Annotated in this window: 18 protein-coding genes; 5 read left to right on the top strand and 13 right to left on the bottom strand. The window is 71.1% G+C overall.

The window, feature by feature from the left end; translation table 11 throughout:
• Window positions 1–174: 174 nt before the first annotated feature.
• Both VGB24_RS20100 and VGB24_RS20095 read right to left on the bottom strand, forming a co-directional pair.
• Window positions 175–1,224 (bottom strand): metallophosphoesterase, encoded by a 1,050-nt coding sequence (locus VGB24_RS20100; protein ID WP_331074732.1) that lies wholly within the window; start codon window positions 1,222–1,224, stop codon window positions 175–177.
• Window positions 1,225–1,314: 90 nt separating this feature from the next.
• Complete coding sequence (locus VGB24_RS20095; protein WP_331074731.1) at window positions 1,315–2,394, bottom strand: GIY-YIG nuclease family protein; 1,080 nt, start codon at window positions 2,392–2,394, stop codon at window positions 1,315–1,317.
• A 478-nt stretch (window positions 2,395–2,872) separates the two neighbouring features.
• Here VGB24_RS20095 and VGB24_RS20090 point away from each other — a divergent pair, with 478 nt between their 5' ends.
• Complete coding sequence (locus VGB24_RS20090) at window positions 2,873–3,100, top strand: hypothetical protein (RefSeq protein ID WP_331074730.1); 228 nt, start codon at window positions 2,873–2,875, stop codon at window positions 3,098–3,100.
• Window positions 3,101–3,184: 84 nt separating this feature from the next.
• Here the strand turns inward: VGB24_RS20090 and VGB24_RS20085 are convergent, their stop codons facing one another.
• The 3 genes from VGB24_RS20085 to purD all read right to left on the bottom strand — a co-directional run bounded on the left by VGB24_RS20085 (window position 3,185) and on the right by purD (window position 6,696).
• Entirely contained in the window at window positions 3,185–4,471 is a 1,287-nt protein-coding gene (locus VGB24_RS20085) for a tetratricopeptide repeat protein (protein WP_331074729.1), read from the bottom strand.
• Window positions 4,472–4,595: 124 nt separating this feature from the next.
• A complete protein-coding gene (gene mutM / locus VGB24_RS20080) occupies window positions 4,596–5,411 on the bottom strand; it encodes a bifunctional DNA-formamidopyrimidine glycosylase/DNA-(apurinic or apyrimidinic site) lyase (RefSeq protein WP_331074728.1) in 816 nt (271 codons plus the stop codon).
• Window positions 5,404–6,696, bottom strand: coding sequence for a phosphoribosylamine--glycine ligase (gene purD, locus VGB24_RS20075; RefSeq protein WP_331074727.1), 1,293 nt, complete (start codon window positions 6,694–6,696; stop codon window positions 5,404–5,406). The genes mutM and purD overlap by 8 nt, the downstream gene beginning before the upstream one ends.
• Window positions 6,697–7,696: 1,000 nt before the next feature.
• Between purD and VGB24_RS20070 the strand changes: the two genes are divergently transcribed.
• A complete protein-coding gene (locus tag VGB24_RS20070; RefSeq protein ID WP_331074726.1) occupies window positions 7,697–9,157 on the top strand; it encodes a hypothetical protein in 1,461 nt (486 codons plus the stop codon).
• A 1-nt stretch (window position 9,158) separates the two neighbouring features.
• Here VGB24_RS20070 and VGB24_RS20065 read toward each other — a convergent pair whose 3' ends face one another.
• The 8 genes from VGB24_RS20065 to VGB24_RS20030 all read right to left on the bottom strand — a co-directional run bounded on the left by VGB24_RS20065 (window position 9,159) and on the right by VGB24_RS20030 (window position 16,684).
• Window positions 9,159–10,391 (bottom strand): RNA polymerase sigma factor, encoded by a 1,233-nt coding sequence (locus tag VGB24_RS20065; protein WP_414676735.1) that lies wholly within the window; start codon window positions 10,389–10,391, stop codon window positions 9,159–9,161.
• Between the two features lie 36 nt (window positions 10,392–10,427).
• Complete coding sequence (locus VGB24_RS20060) at window positions 10,428–10,784, bottom strand: YciI family protein (protein WP_331074724.1); 357 nt, start codon at window positions 10,782–10,784, stop codon at window positions 10,428–10,430.
• 107 nt (window positions 10,785–10,891) lie between these two features.
• Window positions 10,892–11,476, bottom strand: coding sequence for an RES family NAD+ phosphorylase (locus VGB24_RS20055; protein ID WP_331074723.1), 585 nt, complete (start codon window positions 11,474–11,476; stop codon window positions 10,892–10,894).
• A complete protein-coding gene (locus tag VGB24_RS20050) occupies window positions 11,469–11,762 on the bottom strand; it encodes a hypothetical protein (RefSeq protein WP_331074722.1) in 294 nt (97 codons plus the stop codon). The genes VGB24_RS20055 and VGB24_RS20050 overlap by 8 nt, the downstream gene beginning before the upstream one ends.
• Window positions 11,763–12,145: 383 nt before the next feature.
• Window positions 12,146–12,445: a YciI family protein gene (locus VGB24_RS20045; protein WP_331074721.1), complete on the bottom strand. Its 300-nt coding sequence runs from the start codon at window positions 12,443–12,445 to the stop codon at window positions 12,146–12,148.
• 124 nt (window positions 12,446–12,569) lie between these two features.
• Complete coding sequence (locus tag VGB24_RS20040) at window positions 12,570–13,415, bottom strand: tetratricopeptide repeat protein (RefSeq protein WP_331074720.1); 846 nt, start codon at window positions 13,413–13,415, stop codon at window positions 12,570–12,572.
• A 14-nt stretch (window positions 13,416–13,429) separates the two neighbouring features.
• Window positions 13,430–14,821 (bottom strand): AAA family ATPase, encoded by a 1,392-nt coding sequence (locus VGB24_RS20035; protein WP_331074719.1) that lies wholly within the window; start codon window positions 14,819–14,821, stop codon window positions 13,430–13,432.
• A 114-nt stretch (window positions 14,822–14,935) separates the two neighbouring features.
• On the bottom strand, window positions 14,936–16,684 hold the full coding sequence (locus VGB24_RS20030; RefSeq protein ID WP_331074718.1) for an amidohydrolase: 1,749 nt from the start codon (window positions 16,682–16,684) through the stop codon (window positions 14,936–14,938).
• 237 nt (window positions 16,685–16,921) lie between these two features.
• Between VGB24_RS20030 and VGB24_RS20025 the strand changes: the two genes are divergently transcribed.
• The 3 genes from VGB24_RS20025 (at window position 16,922) to VGB24_RS20015 (ending at window position 20,267) form a co-directional block, all read left to right on the top strand.
• Window positions 16,922–17,701: a sigma-70 family RNA polymerase sigma factor gene (locus tag VGB24_RS20025; protein ID WP_331074717.1), complete on the top strand. Its 780-nt coding sequence runs from the start codon at window positions 16,922–16,924 to the stop codon at window positions 17,699–17,701.
• Between the two features lie 71 nt (window positions 17,702–17,772).
• Window positions 17,773–18,699: a hypothetical protein gene (locus tag VGB24_RS20020; RefSeq protein WP_331074716.1), complete on the top strand. Its 927-nt coding sequence runs from the start codon at window positions 17,773–17,775 to the stop codon at window positions 18,697–18,699.
• Between the two features lie 215 nt (window positions 18,700–18,914).
• Entirely contained in the window at window positions 18,915–20,267 is a 1,353-nt protein-coding gene (locus tag VGB24_RS20015; protein ID WP_331074715.1) for a glycine--tRNA ligase, read from the top strand.
• The last annotated feature ends 219 nt before the right edge of the window (window positions 20,268–20,486 follow it).

Raw genomic sequence — 20,486 nt, 5'->3', positions numbered from 1 at the left:
TCTCGATGAGCGGGCGCAGCAGCTCCCACTGCGAATCGGTCAAGTCTGTCGGATATCTACGGCTCGTCATGCCAGCCGCATACACCGTCTACTTGTGCATGTTCGTACTTTGTTCGGTTATCTCAACACCCTCTCAGGATGGCAGGCCGTGGGGCGCGCCGCGACTGCCGAGCGTCAGCCCTCGTCCGCAGTCGTATCCTCTTCCGTGCGCGCCGAGTCGGGGGTGAACTGCTGGATCAGCGAGTCGACGTTCACGCCGCCCTTCGCCGCCGCCGTGTCGCGCTGTACCCCGCCCACGGTGCGCAGCGTGATCATCGCCACCTCCGGCGGCGAGCCGAAGCGCACGGGGACGAACGAGAACCCCAGGCCGCAGGTGACGAACAGCGTGGACCCGCGCACCCGGTAAATGCGGTTGCTCGCCGCGTTGGCCTCCTGCGGGAACAGCTCGGTGTTCACCCACGTCAGCCGGGGCGTGCCCGGAACCTCGATCTGCCCGCAGAAGGTGTGGCCCGAGATCACGGACGGATACTTGTCGGTCGGCACCGTCAGCGCGGCCACCGGCATGTGGGCCAGCAGCACGGGCGTGGAGCCGCCGCCGGGGATGCCGCCGTACATCTCGGCCCGGCGCCAGTCCGGCCGGCGCGCGATGTAGGGATCCACCCCCGCGATGAACGCCGTGTCGTTGTTGCGGATGAACCGCGCCCGGGCGTTGTAGAGCAGCTGCACGCCGTTGCGGGCCAGGGCCGCGCGCGTCAGGATGGCCAGGCTGTCGGGCTCGTCGGGATCTTCCAGCATGTCCTCGTTGCCCAGCACCGCGAACACGGTCCTTCCCCTCAGCGGCGCCAGGACGCGGTCCAGCGCCGTGAAGTCGCCGCGCCGGCTGCCCACGTAGTCGCCCAGCAGCACGAAGACGTCGGGCTTTTCGGCGATGGCCCGCTCCACGGCCGCGCGCGCCACGTTGGCGTTGTCGGGCCACATGGACAGGTGAAAGTCGGAAAGCGCGGCGATCCGCATTCCGTTCCACCCCTCGGGAAGGCCGATCACCTCGATTTCCACCGGCACCACGCGCACGTTCTGCGCGCCGGTGGCGCCGTAGGGCGACTGCGGGGGAGGGCCGGTGGTATCGCCCCCCGCCGTGCCGGCGCTGGCGGGGCCGCCCTCCCCGCAGGCGGTGAGCAGGGTGGCGGCGGCACACACGAAAAGCAAGCGGAAGCTGGTCCGCATCAACGGCTCCGTCAGGATGGTTCGAACGCGTCGGGGCTCACGGCATTGCCGTGCCCGCGCGGCCCGGGCGCAACGCATGTGCCACGCGGCTCACGCGCTCAGCGGCAGCGCCTCCAGGCGGGCGGGCGGTACCGTGTTCTCCATCTCCTGCGGCCTCGCGCGGAACCAGCGCGCCAGCAGCAGGATCTCGTCTACCTGGTGCCGCTGAACGAGGGCACCGGCGCCCTCCGGCCGGCCGTAATGCTCGTCGCACAGCCGGGAAAGGCGCCGCCGCTCGGCAGTGCTGCGCGGTACGGGAACGCTGGCGCGCACGGTGCCCCGCCGCACCAGGTACACGCGGTCGTCGCCGTCCGTCCCGGGAACGCGATACACGAAGGTCAGGCTGTCCAGCGCCTCGCGCAGCTGCGCGAACTCGTCGCGCAGGCCCTCCAGCCTCCGCAGCCGCTCGCGCAGCGATGCCGCGTACTCGAACTCCCACCGCTCCGACGCGGCCTGCATGCGCTCGTTCAGCCAGCGCAGGGGCTCGTCCGCCCGCCCGTCCAGAAAGGCGCGCGCAAGGTCCACCCGCCGCTGGTACTCGGGTTCGCTGCACCGGCCCGCGCAGGGGCCCAGGCACAGCTTCAGCTCGAACCGGTGGCAGCGCGGAGCGTGCTCCCACGCGAACAGGTCCGGCTGGCCGGCGAAGCGGATGGGCGTGTTCACCGGGCAGTCGCGAAGCCCCAGCAGATCGTTCAGCTCGCGGACGGCTTCCTGAACGCGCTTGCCGCCGCGGAAGGGGCCGTAGTAGCTGGCCGCGTCGTCGGAAACAGCGCCCACAACGTACAGGCGCGGGGCGCGCGCGGTGGTCACCTTCAGGAACGAGTAGCGGCCGTCGCGCTTGTGCTGCTGGTTCATCCGCGGGCGGAACCGCTTGATGAGCTCCAGTTCGCGGAGCAGCGCGGCGAACTCGCTGGGCTCGTAGTCCCACGAGAGCGAGGTGGCGCCCTGGACGATGGCGTGCTGCTTGTCGCCCCGCTTGGCGCGAAAGTAGGTGAGCAGCCGGGTGCGGAGCGACTTGCTCTTGCCCACGTACAGCACTTCGCCGTCCGTGCCCAGCCAGCGGTACACGCCGGGAACGTTGCGGGCTTCGCGCACCAGCCCTCGCAACGGATGGGTGGGGATGACCTTCAATGCAGGGCGGAGTTCGCCGGGGAAGAAAAACCGAATCAATGGCGAAGGTAGCGCGCGGAGGCCGGAAGCGAAAGAGCGTCGGCGCATGTCCGGCGGGATCTCCCGGCGCGGTGCCGTGAATCGGTAGCAAGGGGTGCTACGGCGCTGGCGTAAACGGTCGGGCGCGCGTGCGCCAGACCGCTCGCGCCGTGTCGACCAGCGCCAGAAGCAACACGGCGCGCGGCCGACGAACCTGGGAATTTGACGGCATGAAAAGTATGTCCACGACCGCGTCCGAGCGGGCCTGTCGGCGAGAGCCCGTACATTCTGCCGTCGTGGGGCTGGCGCTTCGCCGTCGGACGCACCATCTTTCCGGGTGGGAAGTCGCGAATGGAGCGATGCGCGGTCGCGTACGCATGGCGCACACCGCTCCTGCATGTTAAGATGCTGCCATCCCGCCTCAACATCATTCCCCCACCCGATCCTAGGAGAGCCTGCAATGAAGAACGTACGCACCCTGCTTGTGGCCGCGGTGCTGGCGGCCGCGGCTGCCTGCTCCGGCGACGCCACGGCGCCGGAAGCCGTGCAGCACCCCTCGCGTCCTTCGCTGGACAACGCCGTCGCGGACACGACTGCCCTCCCCGAGTTTGGTCCCGAGAGCGGTGCGGAGGATGATGGTGAGGCGGGCAGCATCCAGAGCGGTCTCGTCGGTCCCGGCGCTGGCTGAGTCGTTCGCGCCAGATCTCCGCCGGATGAAACGAAGCGGGCGTGGCTGGAAAGCCACGCCCGCTTCGTTTGGGGACCGGAACCTTCACGCCGGGACGCCGTTAAGAGATCGGACGAAGTTCTCCGCGAGCATCTCGCCGGCTTCCTCGACGGCTGGCTTTACGACCCGCTTGGCAGTTTCCGCACTACGGTGGTGCCGGACGGAATCGATCAGGGCTTCGGCCGAGAAGCGGATCTTGGCCTCGTGGCGTCGTGAGCCGGTCTCGAGTGCCTGCCGCGCGGCGGTTTCGGCCTTGTCCCAGAGCCCCAGGCTTGCCGCGCCGTGGGCGAGATCCAGAAGGGTCTGCGCGGCGCGGTCGTCCACCGCCGCCTCCGCCAGCAGGTCGTGGCAGGCATCCCATGCCTCGCGGAAGCCATCGCGATCACCGATGCCCCCGGACGCGCGCGCGATGTTGCCGTAAATGGTCAGCTGGTCCGACGGAAGCGTAAGGTGCCGCAGGGTGGAGCGGAGCACGGGCAGGGACCGGGCGAAGGACCCCTGGGTGATCCACCAGTACGCCACGTCCTGCGCGAGCCGGGAAAGCTCCGGGCTCCCCGGCGCATGAGCTTCGAACGCCGCGCGGGCAAGCTCCTGCGCCTCTTCGGGCCGCTCGGATTCCACGGCGACGCCAAAGAGCCCGTGCAGCCCCATGCCCTCGAGCGTGTGCAGGCTGTTGCGCTGCGCGGCGCGGATGGACCGGATCAGGAACTTGCGGGCCACCGGCAGCTTTCCGCGCTGCATGTACAGGCGCCCCAGCCCCAGGAACGACTTGGAATACGTGGGCCAGTCGCCGATCTGGCGGGCCAGGGCGATCGCACGGCGGAACCACGTTTCCGCGCGGGCGTGCTCGGCGCGGCGGCGCGCCAGCTGGCCCACCGCGAAGGCCGCCGAGGCGTCGCCCGGCGTTACCGTGGCGGCGGCCTGCGCGAACGAGAGCGCGGTGGTCAGCAGCCCCTGTTCGTCGGCCCACTGCGCCACCCGGCGGCAGGCCAGCGACACCATCTCTTCGGACGTGTCGTTGGGCTCGCCCACCATGCGGGCGAGCGCGGCCAGCGGCTCCTCCAGGTCGGCGGCGGGCGCGGCGGCCATCAGCATGGCCATGCGCACCCGCTCGGCGTCGGCGGCGAAGAGCGAGGCGCGGTCGCCTTCCGGCGCTTCGGCCCAGAGCAGTGCGTCGCGCAGCGACTGCCACAGCAGCAGCCCCTTTTCGCCGGTTACCTCGTCGAGAAGGCCCAGCCCCTCGAACACCTCGTCGCCGCGCTTGAGAGCGGGCGGAACGCGCCAGCGGCGCTGCGTCTTTCGCTGGGGAACCCGAAACTTACGTGATTGCATGGCGTGTGCGAGTGGGCTTGGAGGAGGGGAACACGCGGCAGATGTGTCCGAATAATAATGTAGCAGATGAAAAAAGCCAGACATTCATCGCACGCGGTGGCGTAAAAGTCGGGCCGGTGTACCGTCATCGCTGGCAGGAGCCGCAGAAGAACGTCGATCGTCCGGCTTGGACGAGACGCTCCAGCGGGGTTCCGCACACCAGGCACGGCTCCCCGCCGCGATCGTACACCTTGAGCCGTGCCGCGAAGCCGCCGCGCTCGCCGCTGGCGTCGCGGTAGTCCAGGAACGTGGTGCCGCGGAACTCGATGGCGTCGGTGAGCACCTGGCGCACGCCGTCCACCACGCGCGCGGCCTCGGTGGCGGAAAGAGTGTTCGCGGGGCGCCGCGGATCCACCCCCGCGCGGAACAGCGCCTCGCTCGCGTATATGTTTCCCACCCCCACCACCCGCCCCTGGTCCATCAGCCAGGTCTTGATCGGCACGCGCGACCGGGCCGCGGAGGCGTGGAGCCATCCCGGGGTGAACTCGTCGGAGAGCGGCTCCACCCCCAGGCCGCCATCGAACGAACGCCACGCGTCCTCGCCCACCACCCACAATCGCCCGAACCGCCGCACGTCGTGGTAGCGCAGCTCGCGCCCGTCCGACAGCGAAAGGCGCACGCCCAGGTGGCTGGGGTCTTCGTCCCCGGCCTTCGCCATCAGCAGCCGCCCCGTCATCCCCAGGTTCACGATCAGCCGCTCGCCGCCCAGCCCCACGACGATGTTCTTGGCCCGGCGCGCCACGTCGTGCACGGTGCGCCCCTTCAGCCTTGCGGCGAAGGCGTCCGGCTCGTCTCCGTCGATCAGGTCCGGCCGCAGCACGTCCACGCCACGGATGCGCGCGCCGGGTAGCAGCCCCGCCAGGTCGCGGACGATGGTCTCGACTTCCGGAAGCTCAGGCATGGGCGTTCGCGCGCTCGATTTCCCGCCACCCGATGTCGCGGCGGAAGTGCCTTCCCTCGAACTGGATGGACTCCGCGGCGGCCCGGCTGCGCTCCGCCGCGGCGGCTACCGTGGGGGCAAGTGCGGTTACGGCGAGCACCCGCCCGCCGGCGGTGACCAGGGCGCCGTCGTCCGCACGGCGTGTTCCCGCGTGAAAGACGATCACGTCGTCGCTGTCCTGGAGCTCGGCGGGAAGGTGGATGGCCACGCCGCTGGGGTAGTCGCCGGGGTAGCCCCCGGAGGCCAGCACGGTGGCGGCGGCGGCCTGCGGGCTCCATCCCAGGCGCACGCCGGCGAGCGAGCCTCCGCGGGCGATCTCCAGGATCGGTTCCAGCAGGGAAGAGCGCAGGAGGGGAAGCACCACCTGCGTCTCCGGATCGCCGAAGCGGCAGTTGAACTCCACCACCTTGGGCCCGTCCGGGGTGAGCATCAGCCCGGCGTAGAGCAGCCCGCGGAAAGGGCATCCCTCGGCCGCCATCGCCGCGACGGTGGGGCGCAGGATCTCGCGTTCCACGCGCTCCATCAGCTCCGGCGTGGCGAGCGAAACCGGGGCGTAGGCGCCCATCCCGCCCGTGTTGGGCCCCGTCTCGCCCTCGCCAACGCGCTTGTGGTCCTGCGCCGGAACCATGGGCACCACGTTTGCGCCATCCGTCAGCGCGAACACCGACAATTCTTCCCCGGTCATCCGCTCCTCGACCACGACCTCCGCGCCCGCCACACCGAACGCGCCGCCCTCCATCGTTTCCCGCAGCGCGGTGAGGGCGTGGTCGGTGTCGTCGCACACCACCACGCCCTTGCCGGCGGCCAGCCCCGAGGCCTTGACCACGACGGGGCCGGCGAGGGAGCGCACGTAGTCTTCGGCGTCGGGGAGGGCGGTGAACACCTGGAACGCCGCCGTGGGGATGCCGTGCCGCGACATCAGCCCCTTGGCGAACGCCTTGGACGACTCGATGCGCGCGGCCTGCTTGCTCGGGCCGAAGACGGGCAGGCGGTGGTTGCCGAAGTGGTCGGCGATCCCCTCTGCCAGCGGCGCCTCGGGGCCCACGATGGTCAGGTCGATTTGGTTCTGCTCGGCCCACCCGGCGAGCGACTGGAGTTCGCCCGCGTCGAGCGGAATGGAGGTTGCCAGCGCGCCGGTTCCGCCGTTGCCGCGGGTGATGAACAGCTCCGCGTCGGGCGCGTCGCGCCGCAGCTTCCACAGCAGGGCGTGCTCGCGCCCGCCGTTGCCTACGACCAGGATCTTCAAGGAACGCCGCCGTTCGGGTGCAGGGGTGCAGAACGCGGGGATGATAGTACCCGCGGCGCGCGCACAGCAACCGCCGGAAACGTGGTGTGGGGCGCTGGGTCGTGCGGGCGGTGGCGGGTTGAGTCGGGTGGTGAATCACTGGTCCGGGAGAGGACAGGGGTGTGGGAGGCACTTCGGGCACCCGGCCCCCGCTTCAAGGGCAATCCGCCGGTCCGTGAAGCTTGGGCGGGTGAACCCGCGGCTCGACAAGCGGAAAGCCCCGACATGGCCGCTGACGCGTCCATTCGGGGCTTCACCCGCACGCGCGCCTCATCTGCCGTTCACCCTCCATCCCGATGAGGCGGCCACGTTTGGGCACCCTCACAGGACGCCATTGGTGCCAGCGCCGTGGTGGCGTATGGTTGAAGCCAAGGGCGGGACGCGACAGCGGCCCGAGCCGGGGCTTGCCGCTGTTCCAGCCGCGGGTTCACCCGCCCCTGGGCGGGCCTGGCTCCCCGGCGTTTTCGGCCCTCGGCTGCCGCGCCTCCCTTTGCGCCTGCCACCGCCTTGGCGCCGACCCGGGGACCGCTCCGTCGGGATGACATGGTGCGCGTCGCCAGGTGAGGGTGCGTGCAGTGAAGCCCCGGGCGGGACGCGTCAGCGGCCCGAGCCGGGGCTTTCCGCTATTCCAGCCGCGGGTTCACCCGCCCCTGGCTCACCCGGCCCTGACTCACCGGGGCTTGGTCGCGCCGCGGGCCCTGTGGTTGCCCGGAGCCGCCATGCCGGCCATTATCCACGACCGACCCACGACGGTCCCCCTCCTCGTTACCCTCGGAATCGCGCCATGCTGCGGATGATAGCTCCCGTTCCTGATCGGCTTTTCGTTCGCCTGACGCTTGCGCTGGTGCTCGGTGGCGCGGCCCTGTCGCCGCAGGTTGCCGCGCAGAGGGGCGTTACCGGTCCTGCCGTGGACAGTGCGACGGTTCCCCTCTCGTCCGCGCTCGGCCGATTCTCGTGGCGCGTGACCACGAACGTTCCCGAGGCGCAGGCGTACTTCGACCAGGGGGTGCGCCTGATGTTCTCGTTCACCCCGGGCGACGCGCGGCGCTCATTCGTGGAGGCGCGGCGCCGCGACCCCGGGTGCGTCATGTGCTGGTGGGGCGAGGCGTGGTCCCTGGGGCCGTACCTGAACGGGCCCATGGACGATGCCAACGCCGCGGGCGCACACGCCGCGGCCACACGTGCGCAGGAGCTCGCGGACCGCGGCGGTCCCCCGCTGGAACGGGCACTGGTCGATGCCATGGCGGCGCGCTACCTCCCCGAGCATCCCGCGTCGGGCCGAAAGAGCCTCGACTCCGCCTTCGTGAACGCGATGGCCGCCGTGTACGAGCGCAACCCGCGGAACGCGGAGGTGGCCACGCTGTACGCCGACGCGCTGATGCTCCTGGAGCCGCGGCGCGGAATCTGGCCGCTCACCAAGCCTTCCATCGCCCGCATCCACCAGGTGCTGGAAGGCGTGCTGGCCGCGGATATCAGCCATCCCGGTGCCTGCCACCTGTACATCCACGCGACGGAGACCACGCCCAAGGCAGGCGAAGCCCAGCGGTGCGCGGACCTGCTGGGGAGCGCCATTCCCGGCGCCAGCCACATCAACCACATGCCGTCGCACACCTACAACCGCGTGGGGCGGTGGGGAGATGCGACGCGCTCCAACATCCTGGCGTGGCACTCCGACCAGAAGGCGGCGAGGGGCGAGGGGTTCGCCATCTACCCCGCGCACAACCTTCACATGCTGCTCTTTTCCGCGTCGGTGGACGGGCAGGGGGCGATCGCGATCCAGGCGGCCAGGGACTACACCAAGCTGGTGCCGGCGGATGGGGCCTCCTTCCAGGCGCTGACGCTGCTCCGCTTCGGGCGCTTCGCCGAGGTGCTGGAGCTGACCCGCAGCCCCGCGCACCCGATCCACGAAGGGCTCTGGGCGTTCGCGCGGGGACATGCGCACCTGCGGCTGGGACAGCCCGACAGCGCGCGGGCGTACCTGGCGCTCGTCGACTCCCTCGCCCGGACCACGCCCGCCGCGCGGACCTTCCGGCAGCACCAGCCAGCGCGCCTGCTCGGCATCGTGAAGGGGATTCTGCTGGGCGAGCTGCTGCGCGGCGAAGGACGGCCGGATGAGGCCGCCGCCGCGTTCCGGGAGGCGATCGCGCTGGAGGATGGGCTGGTGTACGACGAGCCGGAGCCGCTGCCCTTTGCCGTGCGCGACTGGCTGGGAACGCTGCTGCTGGAGACGGGAAAGCTGGCGGAGGCCGAGCGCGTCTTCCGCGAGGGGCTGGCGCGCCGGCCGAACAACGGATGGAGCCTGGTGGGGCTGGAAAAGGCGCTGCGCGCGCAGGGCCGCGAGGCCGATGCGAACCAGGTAAGGGAGGAGTTCCAGCGGGCCTGGGTGCGGTCGGATACCTGGCTCCCCGCCGCTCGGTTCTAGTTCAGGCTTCCGCCTCCACCTCGGCGATGCGCCGCCGGAGGAAGCGGCGCTCCGGCTCGAGGCGCGCCAGGGCGAGCGCCCGCTCATAGGCATCGCGCGCCTCCGCCGTGCGGCCGAGTTGGCGGCACAGGTCCGCGCGCGCCGCGTGGGCCAGGTGGTAGTCGGCCAGCTCACCGCCGGCCAGCAGTGCGTCGATCAGCGGCAACCCCGCGGCCGGCCCGTCGCGCATGGCCACGGCGACAGACCGATTCAGCTCCACCACGGGCGACGGCTCCACCTTCGCGAGCACGTGGTACAGCCCCACGATCTGCGCCCAGTCCGTGGACGCGGCGTCCGCCGCCTCGGCGTGCACGGCGGCGATGGCGCCCTGCAGCGTGTACGGGCCGAAGCGACGCGACGAGAGCGCCCGCTGCACCAGCGCGCATCCCTCCTCCACCTGCTCACGGTTCCACAGCGACCGGTCCTGATCGGCCAGGAGGACCAGCTCGCCGTCCGCAACCGTGCGCGCCGACCGGCGCGACTCGTGGAGCAGCATCAGCCCCAGCAGCCCCTCCGCCTCCGGGTCGGGAAGCAGCTCCACGATCAGCCGGGCCAGGCGGATGGCCTCGCCGGAAAGGTCCGCGCGCGTCAACGACTCGCCGGCGGAGGCGGAGTATCCCTCGTTGAACACCAGGTAGACCACGCGCAGCACCGCGTCCAGCCGCTCGGGCAGGTCGGCGCGCGAGGGCACCTGGTAGGGGATGCGCGCGTCGCGGATCTTGCCCTTGGCGCGTACGATCCGCTGCGCCAGCGTGGAGGGGGGAACCAGGAACGCGCGGGCGATCTCCTCCGTCGTCAGCCCGCAGACCTCGCGCAGCGTCAGGGCGATGCGCGCGTCCGGCGCCAGGGCAGGGTGGCAGCAGGTGAACACCAGGCGCAGCCGGTCGTCTTCCACGCCGTCGCCGTCGCACGTCTCCGGCTGCACCGCCGCCTCCATCTGCTGGGCGAGCTGGGCAATGCGTGCGTCGAAACGGGCGCGCCGGCGCATGGCGTCGATCGCCTTGAACCGTCCGGCGGAAACCAGCCAGGCGCGGGGATTGGCCGGCACACCATCGTGCGGCCAACGCTCCAGCGCGGCCGAAAAGGCGTCGTGAAGCGCCTCTTCGGCCGCGTCGAAGTCACCCAGCAGGCGGATGAGCGTGGCGAGCACGCGGCGCGACTCGGAGCGGTAGACGGCATCCACCCGCTCCCGCATCCCGTCGGCCGCGTGCTCGTCCACGTCGAGATTCCCTTACTCGGGGCCGAAGTCCACCACCGGCCGCACCTCGATGCTGCCGATGCGTGCGGACGGGATCTTCGCCGCCACCTGGATTGCCTCGTTCAGGTCGCGCGCCTCAATCAGGTAGAACCCGCCCAGCTGCTCGCGCGTTTCGGCGAACGGCCCGTCCGTCGTAGACATCCTGCCGTTGCGGATGCGCACGGTGGTGGCCGTCGACACCGGCTGCAGCGCCTCGCCCGCCACGTACTGCCCGCTCTCGCGGATGCCCTGCGTAAAGGCGAAGTACTCGCCCATGAAGGCTTCGGACTCGCTGGCGGACATGGCGTCGATCGACTTCTCCTCGTCGTAGATCAGGCACAGGTACTTCATGGGATTCCTCTCGTGCGGGTGTGGAAACTACCGTGAACATCCCATAGTCGTCCGGGGGATCGCCAAATCGACAATGGTCTTTTGAGGCTGGCCCGGATGACCTCGATTCAATCGATCATTCCCGCCTCGCGTGCGCCGGTGAGGACGTCGGGGTCCGAAAGGGATGCCGGACGAGGCGGCCCGAACACCGTCGCATCCAGCTTCACCCGCTCCATGAAGAGCACGGTGCTGTGCCATTCGCCGTGAAACGCCGACCACCACCTGAACCCCGCTTGGCCATCGTCCCAAACCAGGCGGGCAACGGCCTGCGTCTGCGCCCGGCGTGTAGGGGGCAGAGCCAGCGTGTCGGCGCGCACGCCGTACCGGTCGAGGACTTCACCCACGGCAAGGTCCGGCAGGCCATCGTAGAGCGCGAGCGGGATGTCGACGGTAACGCTCGCCAACCGGTGGCCGCTCGCGTGCACGAGGTGATCGTCGGTAAGCCTGGTGTTTGGGAATCCGCGAAGAACTTCAGCGTAGGCGTGGGCCGCGCTCGTGGCCAGGTAGAGCACGGAAGTGAGGTCGCGCAGGTCGAACCGGCCTCCCCCCTGCGCGTGTCTGGGTGCGAACGACTGTACGGAGAACGGGGCTCCGGCGCGTGCGGCCGGATCCCAGGGAAAAACCCTCCACAGGCGCTTCGTCCGGTCAGCCATACGCTCCGGAAACGGCCTCTTCGGTGTAGGCGCGCAGCACGTCCCACTTCTCCTGCCGGATCAGGTCTACGGGCGTGCCGCCCCCATCCACCGCGTGGATGTTGGGTGCACGCAGCCAGTCGGAGGCGGCGGACGGCTGGAATCGCTGGAGCAGAAGGCTGACGGTGTCCGCCAGCCGGCGCAGTCGATCGCGCGTTTCCGCGTCGGGCACCTGGGCTTGCTGCCAGCGGGTGACCTGGGCAGGGGAAACGGCGAGCATCCGGGCCACCATCACGGGCTTGAGCACGATCAGGATCGTATTCAGCTGGTTCTGTACAACGGCCTGCCACACCCGCCGGGCGCGCTCTTCCGACGGGATCGCCTCTACGCCGCCCTGTACCGCTCCTGTCCGCCGACGAGGGGAATCCGTGTTCCCGGAGGCGGCGCCATGTTCCCCCCCCGCACGGGCTGGCGAGATATGGGACGCTCCTTCGACAGGAGAAGTTTTGCGCGGGCTCATAGAGTTACTCCTTGAGTGGCTAAGGGACCTCACGCAAAAACTATATAGTGCAGAGGCGAAAAATACAAGTGGATGCGCACGGTTTCGTCCACACTCTTCAAGCGTGCGCGCAACGCAAGCCTTGAAGTGCTGAGCCCACACGAACTGTGCATTTGCGCGCAAGCGGGAAATTACGCCGTCGCCACGCCCAAAGGCATCGGGTGCACCTCGAAGCGGAAGCCCGCGCCGGCGAGGATCGTGGGATCACCGTGGGTGAAGGCGCGAACGTCGGCCTCGCTCTCGAAATCCACGATGCCCATCCCGAAGGGGCCGGCCGGGTCCGCCACGAACCCGAACGCGATCACGTGTCCCCTGCCGATCCATTCCTGCCAGTAGCCCGCGTGCTGCTGCATCAACGCCTGCTCCTCCGGCGACATGTCCTGCGCGAAGGTCGGGCGCGGCGGCAGCAGCTTGCAGAAGTAGTTCGCCATCCACTCTCGTCGTTGCGGGTTACGTGGCGGGCCGGGTGCCCGCACGGGGGTGGTAGAGGTCAACGGCTCCACAAGGCGATTCCAGGCCGGGGCCGCTGGCCCGTGACGGAGCCGGGGGATGGGCTCATAGCCCCGTGAGGACAACGAGCCCCAGGAAGATGAAGATCATGATGGTGCTGCCCAGCCACACCAGGCCGACGTACAGGACGGCATAGACCAACGCGCCCAGCGGGCGCGCGTACGGCGGAAGCCGCTGGATCCACTTGGTGAAGGGCCGTTCCAGCCGGCGGTACGAGCGAAGCACCAGGTTGCGCGAGCTCTTCGCCTGACGCAGGCCACCGTGCGCGCCGCTGGCGGTGGGGTTCAGCCGAAGCCCCTCGTGAAAGGCCGCGATGGCCGCGTGCGGATCGTTGCGGTCCAGCAGGTACCAGCCGCGGAGCGCGTGCGCGGCGCCGCTCTCCGGATGGCGCACCAGCAGGCGCTCGATGGAGTCGTTCGCCTGGTCGTAGTAGCCCATCTCCAGCAGCGCCGCCGCGCGCACGGTGGCGCATCCCTCGTCGTCGGGGGCCAGCGCCAGCCCCTCGCCGGCGCAGGCGACGGCGGCCCTCCAGTCCTTCTGGTCCAGCCGGATCATAGAGAGCAGGTGCCACGCGGCCACGAACTCGGGCGACAGCTTCACCGCCTCCCTCGCCGACGCGGCGGCCTGCCGGGCGTTTCCGCGCGCCTTGACCACGCTGGCGCGCACGTAATGGCAGAACGCGTCCTCCGGCCATGCGGCGACGGCGGCGTTGGCGTGGCGCTCGGCCTCCACCAGCTTCCCCTGGTTTTCCAGGCACAGCGCCAGCAGCGCGTGCGCGTCGCCGTAGTCCGGGTCGTCCGCCAGCGCGGGAACCAGCTCCGCCGCGGCCAGGTCGTAGCGGCCCATCCGGTACAGCGCGCGCGCCCGGTCGGTGGGGGAAGCCGTCGCCATGCGGAGTGCGCCCGCTACATCCCCAGGTAGGCGCGCACCGGGTCGTACAGCCCGCTCTTGTCCGCGTACAGGATGTAGTTCCGGGCCGTGTCGAACCACTCGCGGCTGGACGGCCTCACCTGCTTGGCGGCGGCCAGCAGGTCGCGGGTGGAAAGCGGCTCGGGGATGCCGGAGCGGATGGCACCGCGCAGCTTGCCCTCTACCGCGCGGTCCACCACGTCCTTCAGGTCCGCCCCGGAGAGCCCGTCCGTACGCTGCGCCAGCGCCGCCACGTCCACGTCGCGCGTGGGCTTGCCGCGCAGCAGCAGCTCCAGGATGGCGGTGCGCGCCGCAACGTCCGGCGGGGGGACGAAGATGATGCGGTCGAAGCGCCCCGGCCGCCGGAAGGCGGAATCCAGGTGCCAGGGCGCGTTCGTGGCGGCGAGCACCAGCACGCCCTCGTTGGCGCTGGTCAGCCCGTCCAGCTCCGCCAGGAACTGGTTGACCACCTGCCGCCCGGCACTGGTGCGCAGGTCTGCCCGGCTTCCCGCGATGGCGTCCACTTCGTCGAAGAAGAGAACGCTGGGCGCCGTGGAGCGCGCCTTTTCGAACAGCTCGTGAAGCTGGCGCTCGCTTTCGCCCAGCCACATGTCGAGCACGTCGTGAATGCCCACGGAGAGGAACGACGCGCCGATCTCCCCCGCCGTCGCGCGCGCCACGAAGGTCTTTCCGCACCCCGGCGGGCCGTACATCAGGATCCCCCCGCCCGCCGTCTTTCCGTACGCGCGGTACAGCTCCGCGTGCTGGATGGGATGGATGATCTTCAGGCGGATCTCGTCCTTCACCCCGTCCATCCCGCCGACGTCCTGGAACGTCAGCTTCGGCCGCTCCACACCGATCTTGCCGGGCGCCGAGCCGTAGTCCTCGTCGATCTCGTCGAACTCGTCGTCGTCCGGCTGCCAGTCGGTGGTGGCGGGCTGACGCACGCGGCCGTCCACGATCTCCGGCTCAGGCTTGGGCTGGATGGTCCCCAGCGCCTCGTCCAGCGCGGGGTCCGCCGAGCGCGGATCGGCCTGGCGAGCGCGGGCGTACGCCTGGGCCGCGGCGGCGCGGTCGCCCGCGCTCAGCAGCAGGCGCGCGTGAAGCACGTGCGCGTCGGCGGGAGCGCGGCCGGTGGACATCACGTCCTCGATCACGACCAGCGCGGCGGAGCGCTTGCCCTGGGCGTGAAAGGTGCGCGCCAGCCCCAGCTGGATGCGCTCGTCCGCCGGGTCCATGCGCAGCGCCGCGCGATAGTGCTCCTCGGCTTCGGAAAGGGCGTCGGCGGCCAGCAGCTGCTCCGCCAGGAGGGTGCGGAGGAGCGGGTCTTCGGGCGCGGCGCGGACGGCCTCGCGCAGGCCGTGCAGGCGGCCCTGGTCAGCGCTCATGGGTCGGGTCCCGGGAGGGTGGTACGGGTGATCGGGCGGACATGGTACGGTGGATGGACGGCGCCGCGCCAGAGCCATTCGGTCCCCAGCGCGTGTCGATCGTCATCAGGCGGTTCAGCGAGGCTCGCCCGCCTGGAAGACGATTTCGCCCCCGACGATGGTCGCCGTCACCCGTGCGTCGCGAATGGCTTCGGGTGCCACGCGGCGGATGTCGCGATCGATGATCACGAGGTCGGCCAGCTTGCCGGGTTCCAGCGTGCCCTTGATCCCCTCCTCGAACGAGGCGTACGCCGCGGTGGCGGTGTAGGCGCGCAGGGCCTGTTCGACGGTGATCTTCTGCTCCGGCACCCAGCCGCCGGGGTTCCGGTCGTCCAGCGTGCGGCGGGTCACGGCGGCGTAGATGCCCTCCAGCGGCGTGGGCGGCGCCACGAACCAGTCGCTGCCGAACGCCAGCTGTGCCCCGGCGTCCAGCAGCGCGCGGAAGGCGTAGGTGCCGCGGCTGCGCTCCGGGCCGATCACCGCCGTGGCCCAGCGGCCGTCGTCGATGGCGTGATACGGCTGCATGCTGGGGATCACCCCCAGCGCGGCGAAGCGGGGGAGGTCCGCTGGCGCCAGGTGCTGCGCGTGCTCGATGCGGAACCGGCGGTCGCGCGCGCCGTTCCGGGCCGCCACCCGCTCGTACGCGTCCAGCAGCAGCGTGTTCGCCCGGTCGCCGATGGCGTGCACCATCACGTGGAGCCCGGCCGCGTCCGCGCCGGCGATCCACCGCTGCAGGGTGTCGGGGTCCACCACCAGCAGCCCTCGGCTGGCAGGATCGTCGGTGAACGGCTGGTGGAAGGCGGCGGTGTGCGAGCCGAGCGACCCGTCCACGTACCCCTTGAGCCCGCCGATCCGCAGCCACTCGTCACCCCGTCCCGTGGCGGCAACGGTGTCCGCCAGCCGTGCCCACGTGTGCAGCGGCACGGCGGCGTACACGCGCGTCTCCAGCCGTCCCGCGGCCCGCGCCCGGCGGAAGACCTCCAGGTCGCCCCATCCGCCCACGTGGTGAACGCTGGTGACGCCCTGCCGCGCCACGTACCGCATGGCGGCCTCCAGCGCCCGGTCGTTCAGCTCCGCGGGCGGCGCGGGGACCACGCGGTCCACCATGGCCATGGCGTTGTCGCGGAAGACGCCGGCGGGCGAACCGTCCGCGCGGCGGACCACCTCGCCGCCCTCCACCTCCGGCGCGGCGCGATCCACCCCCGCGGCGGCCAGCGCGGCGGAGTTGGCCAGCGCCATGTGCCCGTCCAGCCGGCTCACCCACACGGGATGGTTGGGGGTGACGGAGTCGATCCACTCGCGCCGGGGCAGTTCGCCGCCCCACAGCGAGTGGTCCCAGTCGCCGCCGGTGATCCACGTGCCGGCGGGAACCGTCCGCGCGTAGTCGCGGATGCGGGCGGCGAACTCCGCCGGCGTGCGCGCGTCGCGAAGCTGCACCTGGCTCAGGCGGAATCCCCCGTCCACGAAGTGCACGTGCGAGTCGATGAACCCCGGCACCACCATTCCGCCGGCGGCGTCCACCACCCGCGTTTCCGTTCCGGCCAGCCGCCGCACCTCCGCCTCGCTCCCCACGGCGACGATCCGCCCGTCCCGAACCGCCACCGCTCGCGCGTCCGGCGCGCCCCCCACCCCGGTCCACACCGTCCCGCCGACCACCACCAGGTCGGCAGCCGGGGATCGCGCCGCGGCGACGGCGGGGCCCGGCGCGGCCGGGGCACACGCGGCGAGCAGGGCGGCTGCGGCGATCGTGACGGCGGAGGCGAGCGACCGGTGGCGTACCGGGTCGCGCAGGGAGGGTGCGGCGCGGGGGTGGATGGTAGGCACGGATGCGGTTCGCGTGGGGAGTGGCGGGGCGGTGGAGGGGACTCGGCGGACGGGCGGATGGATCGCGCGGGTCCGAAAAGCGAATGTAGCGCCGGGCTTCGCGCGACGCACGCGCGGCGTTCATCGTGCGGTGGCGGGGACGGAAATGTTGTTGCATCCATCGTGGCGGATTAGGTTTCCCGCTCAGGTACACTCCGGGCGCTAGGATCGCGCCTTTTCCTACCTCCGTCCCCGAGCATGCTGGATCGGCACCAGGCCGAGCGCCTCTTCCTGGAGAACCTCCGCTGGATCGAGCGCGTGCTTGCCATGCTCGCGCGCCGTCAGGGGCTTTCCGGTGACGACGCCGACGACTTCGCGTCGTGGGCCAAGCTGCGCCTGATCGAGGACGACTATTCCGCCCTCCGCCGCTTTCGCGGCGAAAGCGCGCCGGCCACCTACCTGACCGTGGTGCTGTCGATGCTCGCCCGCGACTACCGGGTGCGCGAGCGTGGCCGCTGGCGGCCGTCCGCGGCGGCCCGGCGGCTGGGGCCCACGGCGGTGCGCCTGGAAACGCTGGTGCACCGCGACGGGTTCACGCTCACCCAGGCGGCCCAGCTGATGCGCACCACCGGCCACGGCGAGCTGGCGGACCGCGAACTGGCCGAGCTGTGGCGCCAGCTTCCCGCCCGCCCGCCCCTGCGCCCCGTGGCCGCCGCCGAGGAGGTGGTCGCCGCGCTCCCCGCCGACGAGCAGGCCGACGTCCGCGTGCTGGCGCAGGAATCCGAGCAGCGGCGGAACGAGGCGGAGCAGGCCGTGGCCCGTGCCGTCGCCAGCCTGCCGGACGAGGACCAGGTGATCGTGCGGATGCGGGTGTGGCACGAAATGACCGTTGCCGACGTGGCACGCGGCCTGAACCTGCCGCAGAAGCCGTTGTACCGGCGGATGGACCGCATCTTTTCGCAGCTTCGGCGCACGCTGGAGGCCGGCGGCCTTTCCCGCGAGCGGGTCCGCGGGTTGCTGGAGGATCGCGCGCCATGACCGAACCGGAGCGGGATAAACACCTGGCGGGTCCATCCAACAAGGGTGGACATCCTGAAGAAAGGGAGTGGGTGAGGGACGAACGCGGGGCCGGCACGGGCTCCCGGGGCGATTTCGACGAGGCGGAACGCCTGGCGGCGCTGCTCGATGCCCGCCTGGACGCGGACGCGCACGCCGACGTCCTGTCGCGCCTGGCGACCGACGACGAGGCCCTGGCCGCCTACGCCGAGGCCGCCGCCGTCACGCGCGCCCTGGAAGAAGAGGATGCCGCCGCCGGCGTGACGCTGCTCCGTCCCGCCGCGCGCCACACGTCGCCGTTCCCGGGAGCGCGGCGCTGGGGCGCGATCGCCGCGGTCGTGGCCGCGGTCGCCCTGGCGCCGCTCGCCTGGAACCGATTGCAGCCGGCCGGGCTGCAGGAGCCCGGTGCGCTGGCGGAGCGGCTGGCCACGACCGGCACCGCGCTCCCCGCCGGCTGGGACCCCAGCCCGTGGGGCAGCACCCGTTCGGCCTCGGACCCCATGACGCCCCGCGCCCGCGCCGTGCGCATCGGCGCGCGGCTGGTGGAGCTGGAGCTCGCGGTGCGCGGCCAGGATCCCGCCGCGGCGCGCACGGCGGCCCAGGTCGCCATCCTGCTGGGCGAGCTCCCGGGCTCCGGGCCCGCCGTCTCCATCTTCCGCGGCATCCAGGACCGCGCTGGCGCGCCCTGGGCGGAGTTGGAGCCGCAGATGGAGCAGGGCAGCGAGGCCGCCGCCGCGATGGCCGGCGAGGACGACGTACGTCTGGGCGCGTGGCTCCAGGCCGCCCGCATCGCCGCCGGCCGCGAGGACGCCGAATTCTTCCGCGCGCGCGCAACCGAAGCCGCGCTCGGCCGCCTCGATGCAGACCCCGCCACGGGCGAGCACGCCCAGCGTATCCGCACCCTCGTCAGCAGCGAGGGCGCCGCGGATTGGGACGCCCTCGAAGGACGATTGGCGGAGATCCTCGACCAGCTGGGCTGACTCCGCCTGGCGTCTGAGCTGGGCAAGCCGCCGCCTGGGAACCTCGTCCGATGCGCCCGGGTGCCCGGCAAAGTCGTTACCGACGGGGCGCCGCCGGCGCCCCTTCGTGTCTCGCGGCCACTCGCGCCGGTCATTTGCGGCGCCGGAGCCCGCCGGTTATCATCCCCGCTCTCATACCCGGCACCGGAACTCAGCGCGGATCGGCAAGACGAGGCATGGCGGACAACGATTTGATGGAGAAGCTGGTATCCCTCTCCAAGCGGCGGGGCTACGTCTTCCAGTCGTCCGAAATCTACGGGGGCACCGGCTCCGTGTGGGACTACGGCCCGCTGGGAGTGGAGCTCAAGCGCAACGTGAAGGAGGCCTGGTGGCGCGCGATGGTGCACGAGCGCGACGACATCGAGGGCCTGGACGCCGCCATCCTGATGCACCCCAAGGTGTGGGAGGCCTCAGGCCACGTGGCCGAGTTCACCGACCCGCTGGTGGAGTGCCGCAACTGCCATCGCCGGTACCGGGTAGACATCCTGCTGGCCGAGAGCAAGGCCCAGGAGCTGGAGTCGGCGCAGTGCCCCAGCTGCGGCAAGACGGGCGAGTGGACGGAGCCGCGCAACTTCAACCTGATGTTCAAGACGTTCATGGGTCCCGCCGAGGACTCGGCGAACGTGGTGTACCTGCGGCCGGAGACGGCGCAGGGCATCTACGTGAACTTCCTGAACGTGCAGCAGAGCGCCCGGCAGAAGGTGCCCTTCGGCATCGCGCAGATCGGAAAGGCGTTCCGCAACGAGATCACGCCCGGCAACTTTACGTTCCGCACGCGTGAGTTCGAGCAGATGGAAATGCAGTTCTTCGTGGAGCCGGGGACCGACGCGGCGTTCTTCGAGGAGTGGCGCGAGCGCCGGCTTGCGTGGCACACCGACGTGCTGGGTCTGTCGCCGGACCGGCTGCGCTACCACCCGCACGAAAAGCTGGCGCACTACGCCACCGCCGCGGGCGACGTGGAGTTCTTCTTCGGCGGCACCATCGGCGGCGAGGGGTGGGGCGAAATCGAGGGCATTCACAACCGCACCGACTTCGACCTGAAGCGCCACCAGGAGTTTTCGGGGAAGCGGCTGGAGTACATCGATCCCGCCGCGGGCAAGCGGTACATCCCGTACATCATCGAGACGTCGGTGGGCGCCGACCGCGCCACGCTGGCGGTGCTGGCCAACGCCTACCGCGAAGAGGCGGTGGAGGGCGAAACGCGCGTGGTGCTTGCCATCAAGCCTTCGCTGGCGCCCATGAAGTGCGGCGTGTTTCCGCTGGTGAAGAAGGACGGCATGCCGGAGCGCGCCACGCAGATCCACGAAGACCTGCGCCGCCGCGGCATCCCCAGCTTCTACGACGAGGCGGGCGCCATCGGCCGGCGGTACCGCCGCCAGGACGAGGCGGGAACGCCGTTCTGCATCACGGTAGATGGAGAGACGATGGAGCAGGGCACCGTCACCATCCGCGACCGCGACACCATGGAGCAGTCGCGCATCTCGCAGGACGAGATCGTCACCTGGCTGAAGGAGCGCATCGGCGGCTGATCGTGTGGGCGGCCGGTGGTGAAGTGCGGACGGCGGCTCGCGGTGCGGGCCGCCGTTCTGTCGCCCCCACCCCCGGCCCCTCCCGCACAGGTCCACCCCCGGCCCCTCCCCGCACAGGCCCCTCCCCCGGCCCCTCCCCGCACAAACTACGTGCGGAGAGGGGGGAACTTCGGTCGGGGTGCGACGGGGTGCCTCGCATGCGTCGGGAGCCCCCTCTCC

The sequence above is a fragment of the Longimicrobium sp. genome (genome assembly GCF_036399935.1).
Classification (GTDB): domain Bacteria; phylum Gemmatimonadota; class Gemmatimonadetes; order Longimicrobiales; family Longimicrobiaceae; genus Longimicrobium.
This window is presented reverse-complemented; position numbering and strand designations above follow the sequence as displayed.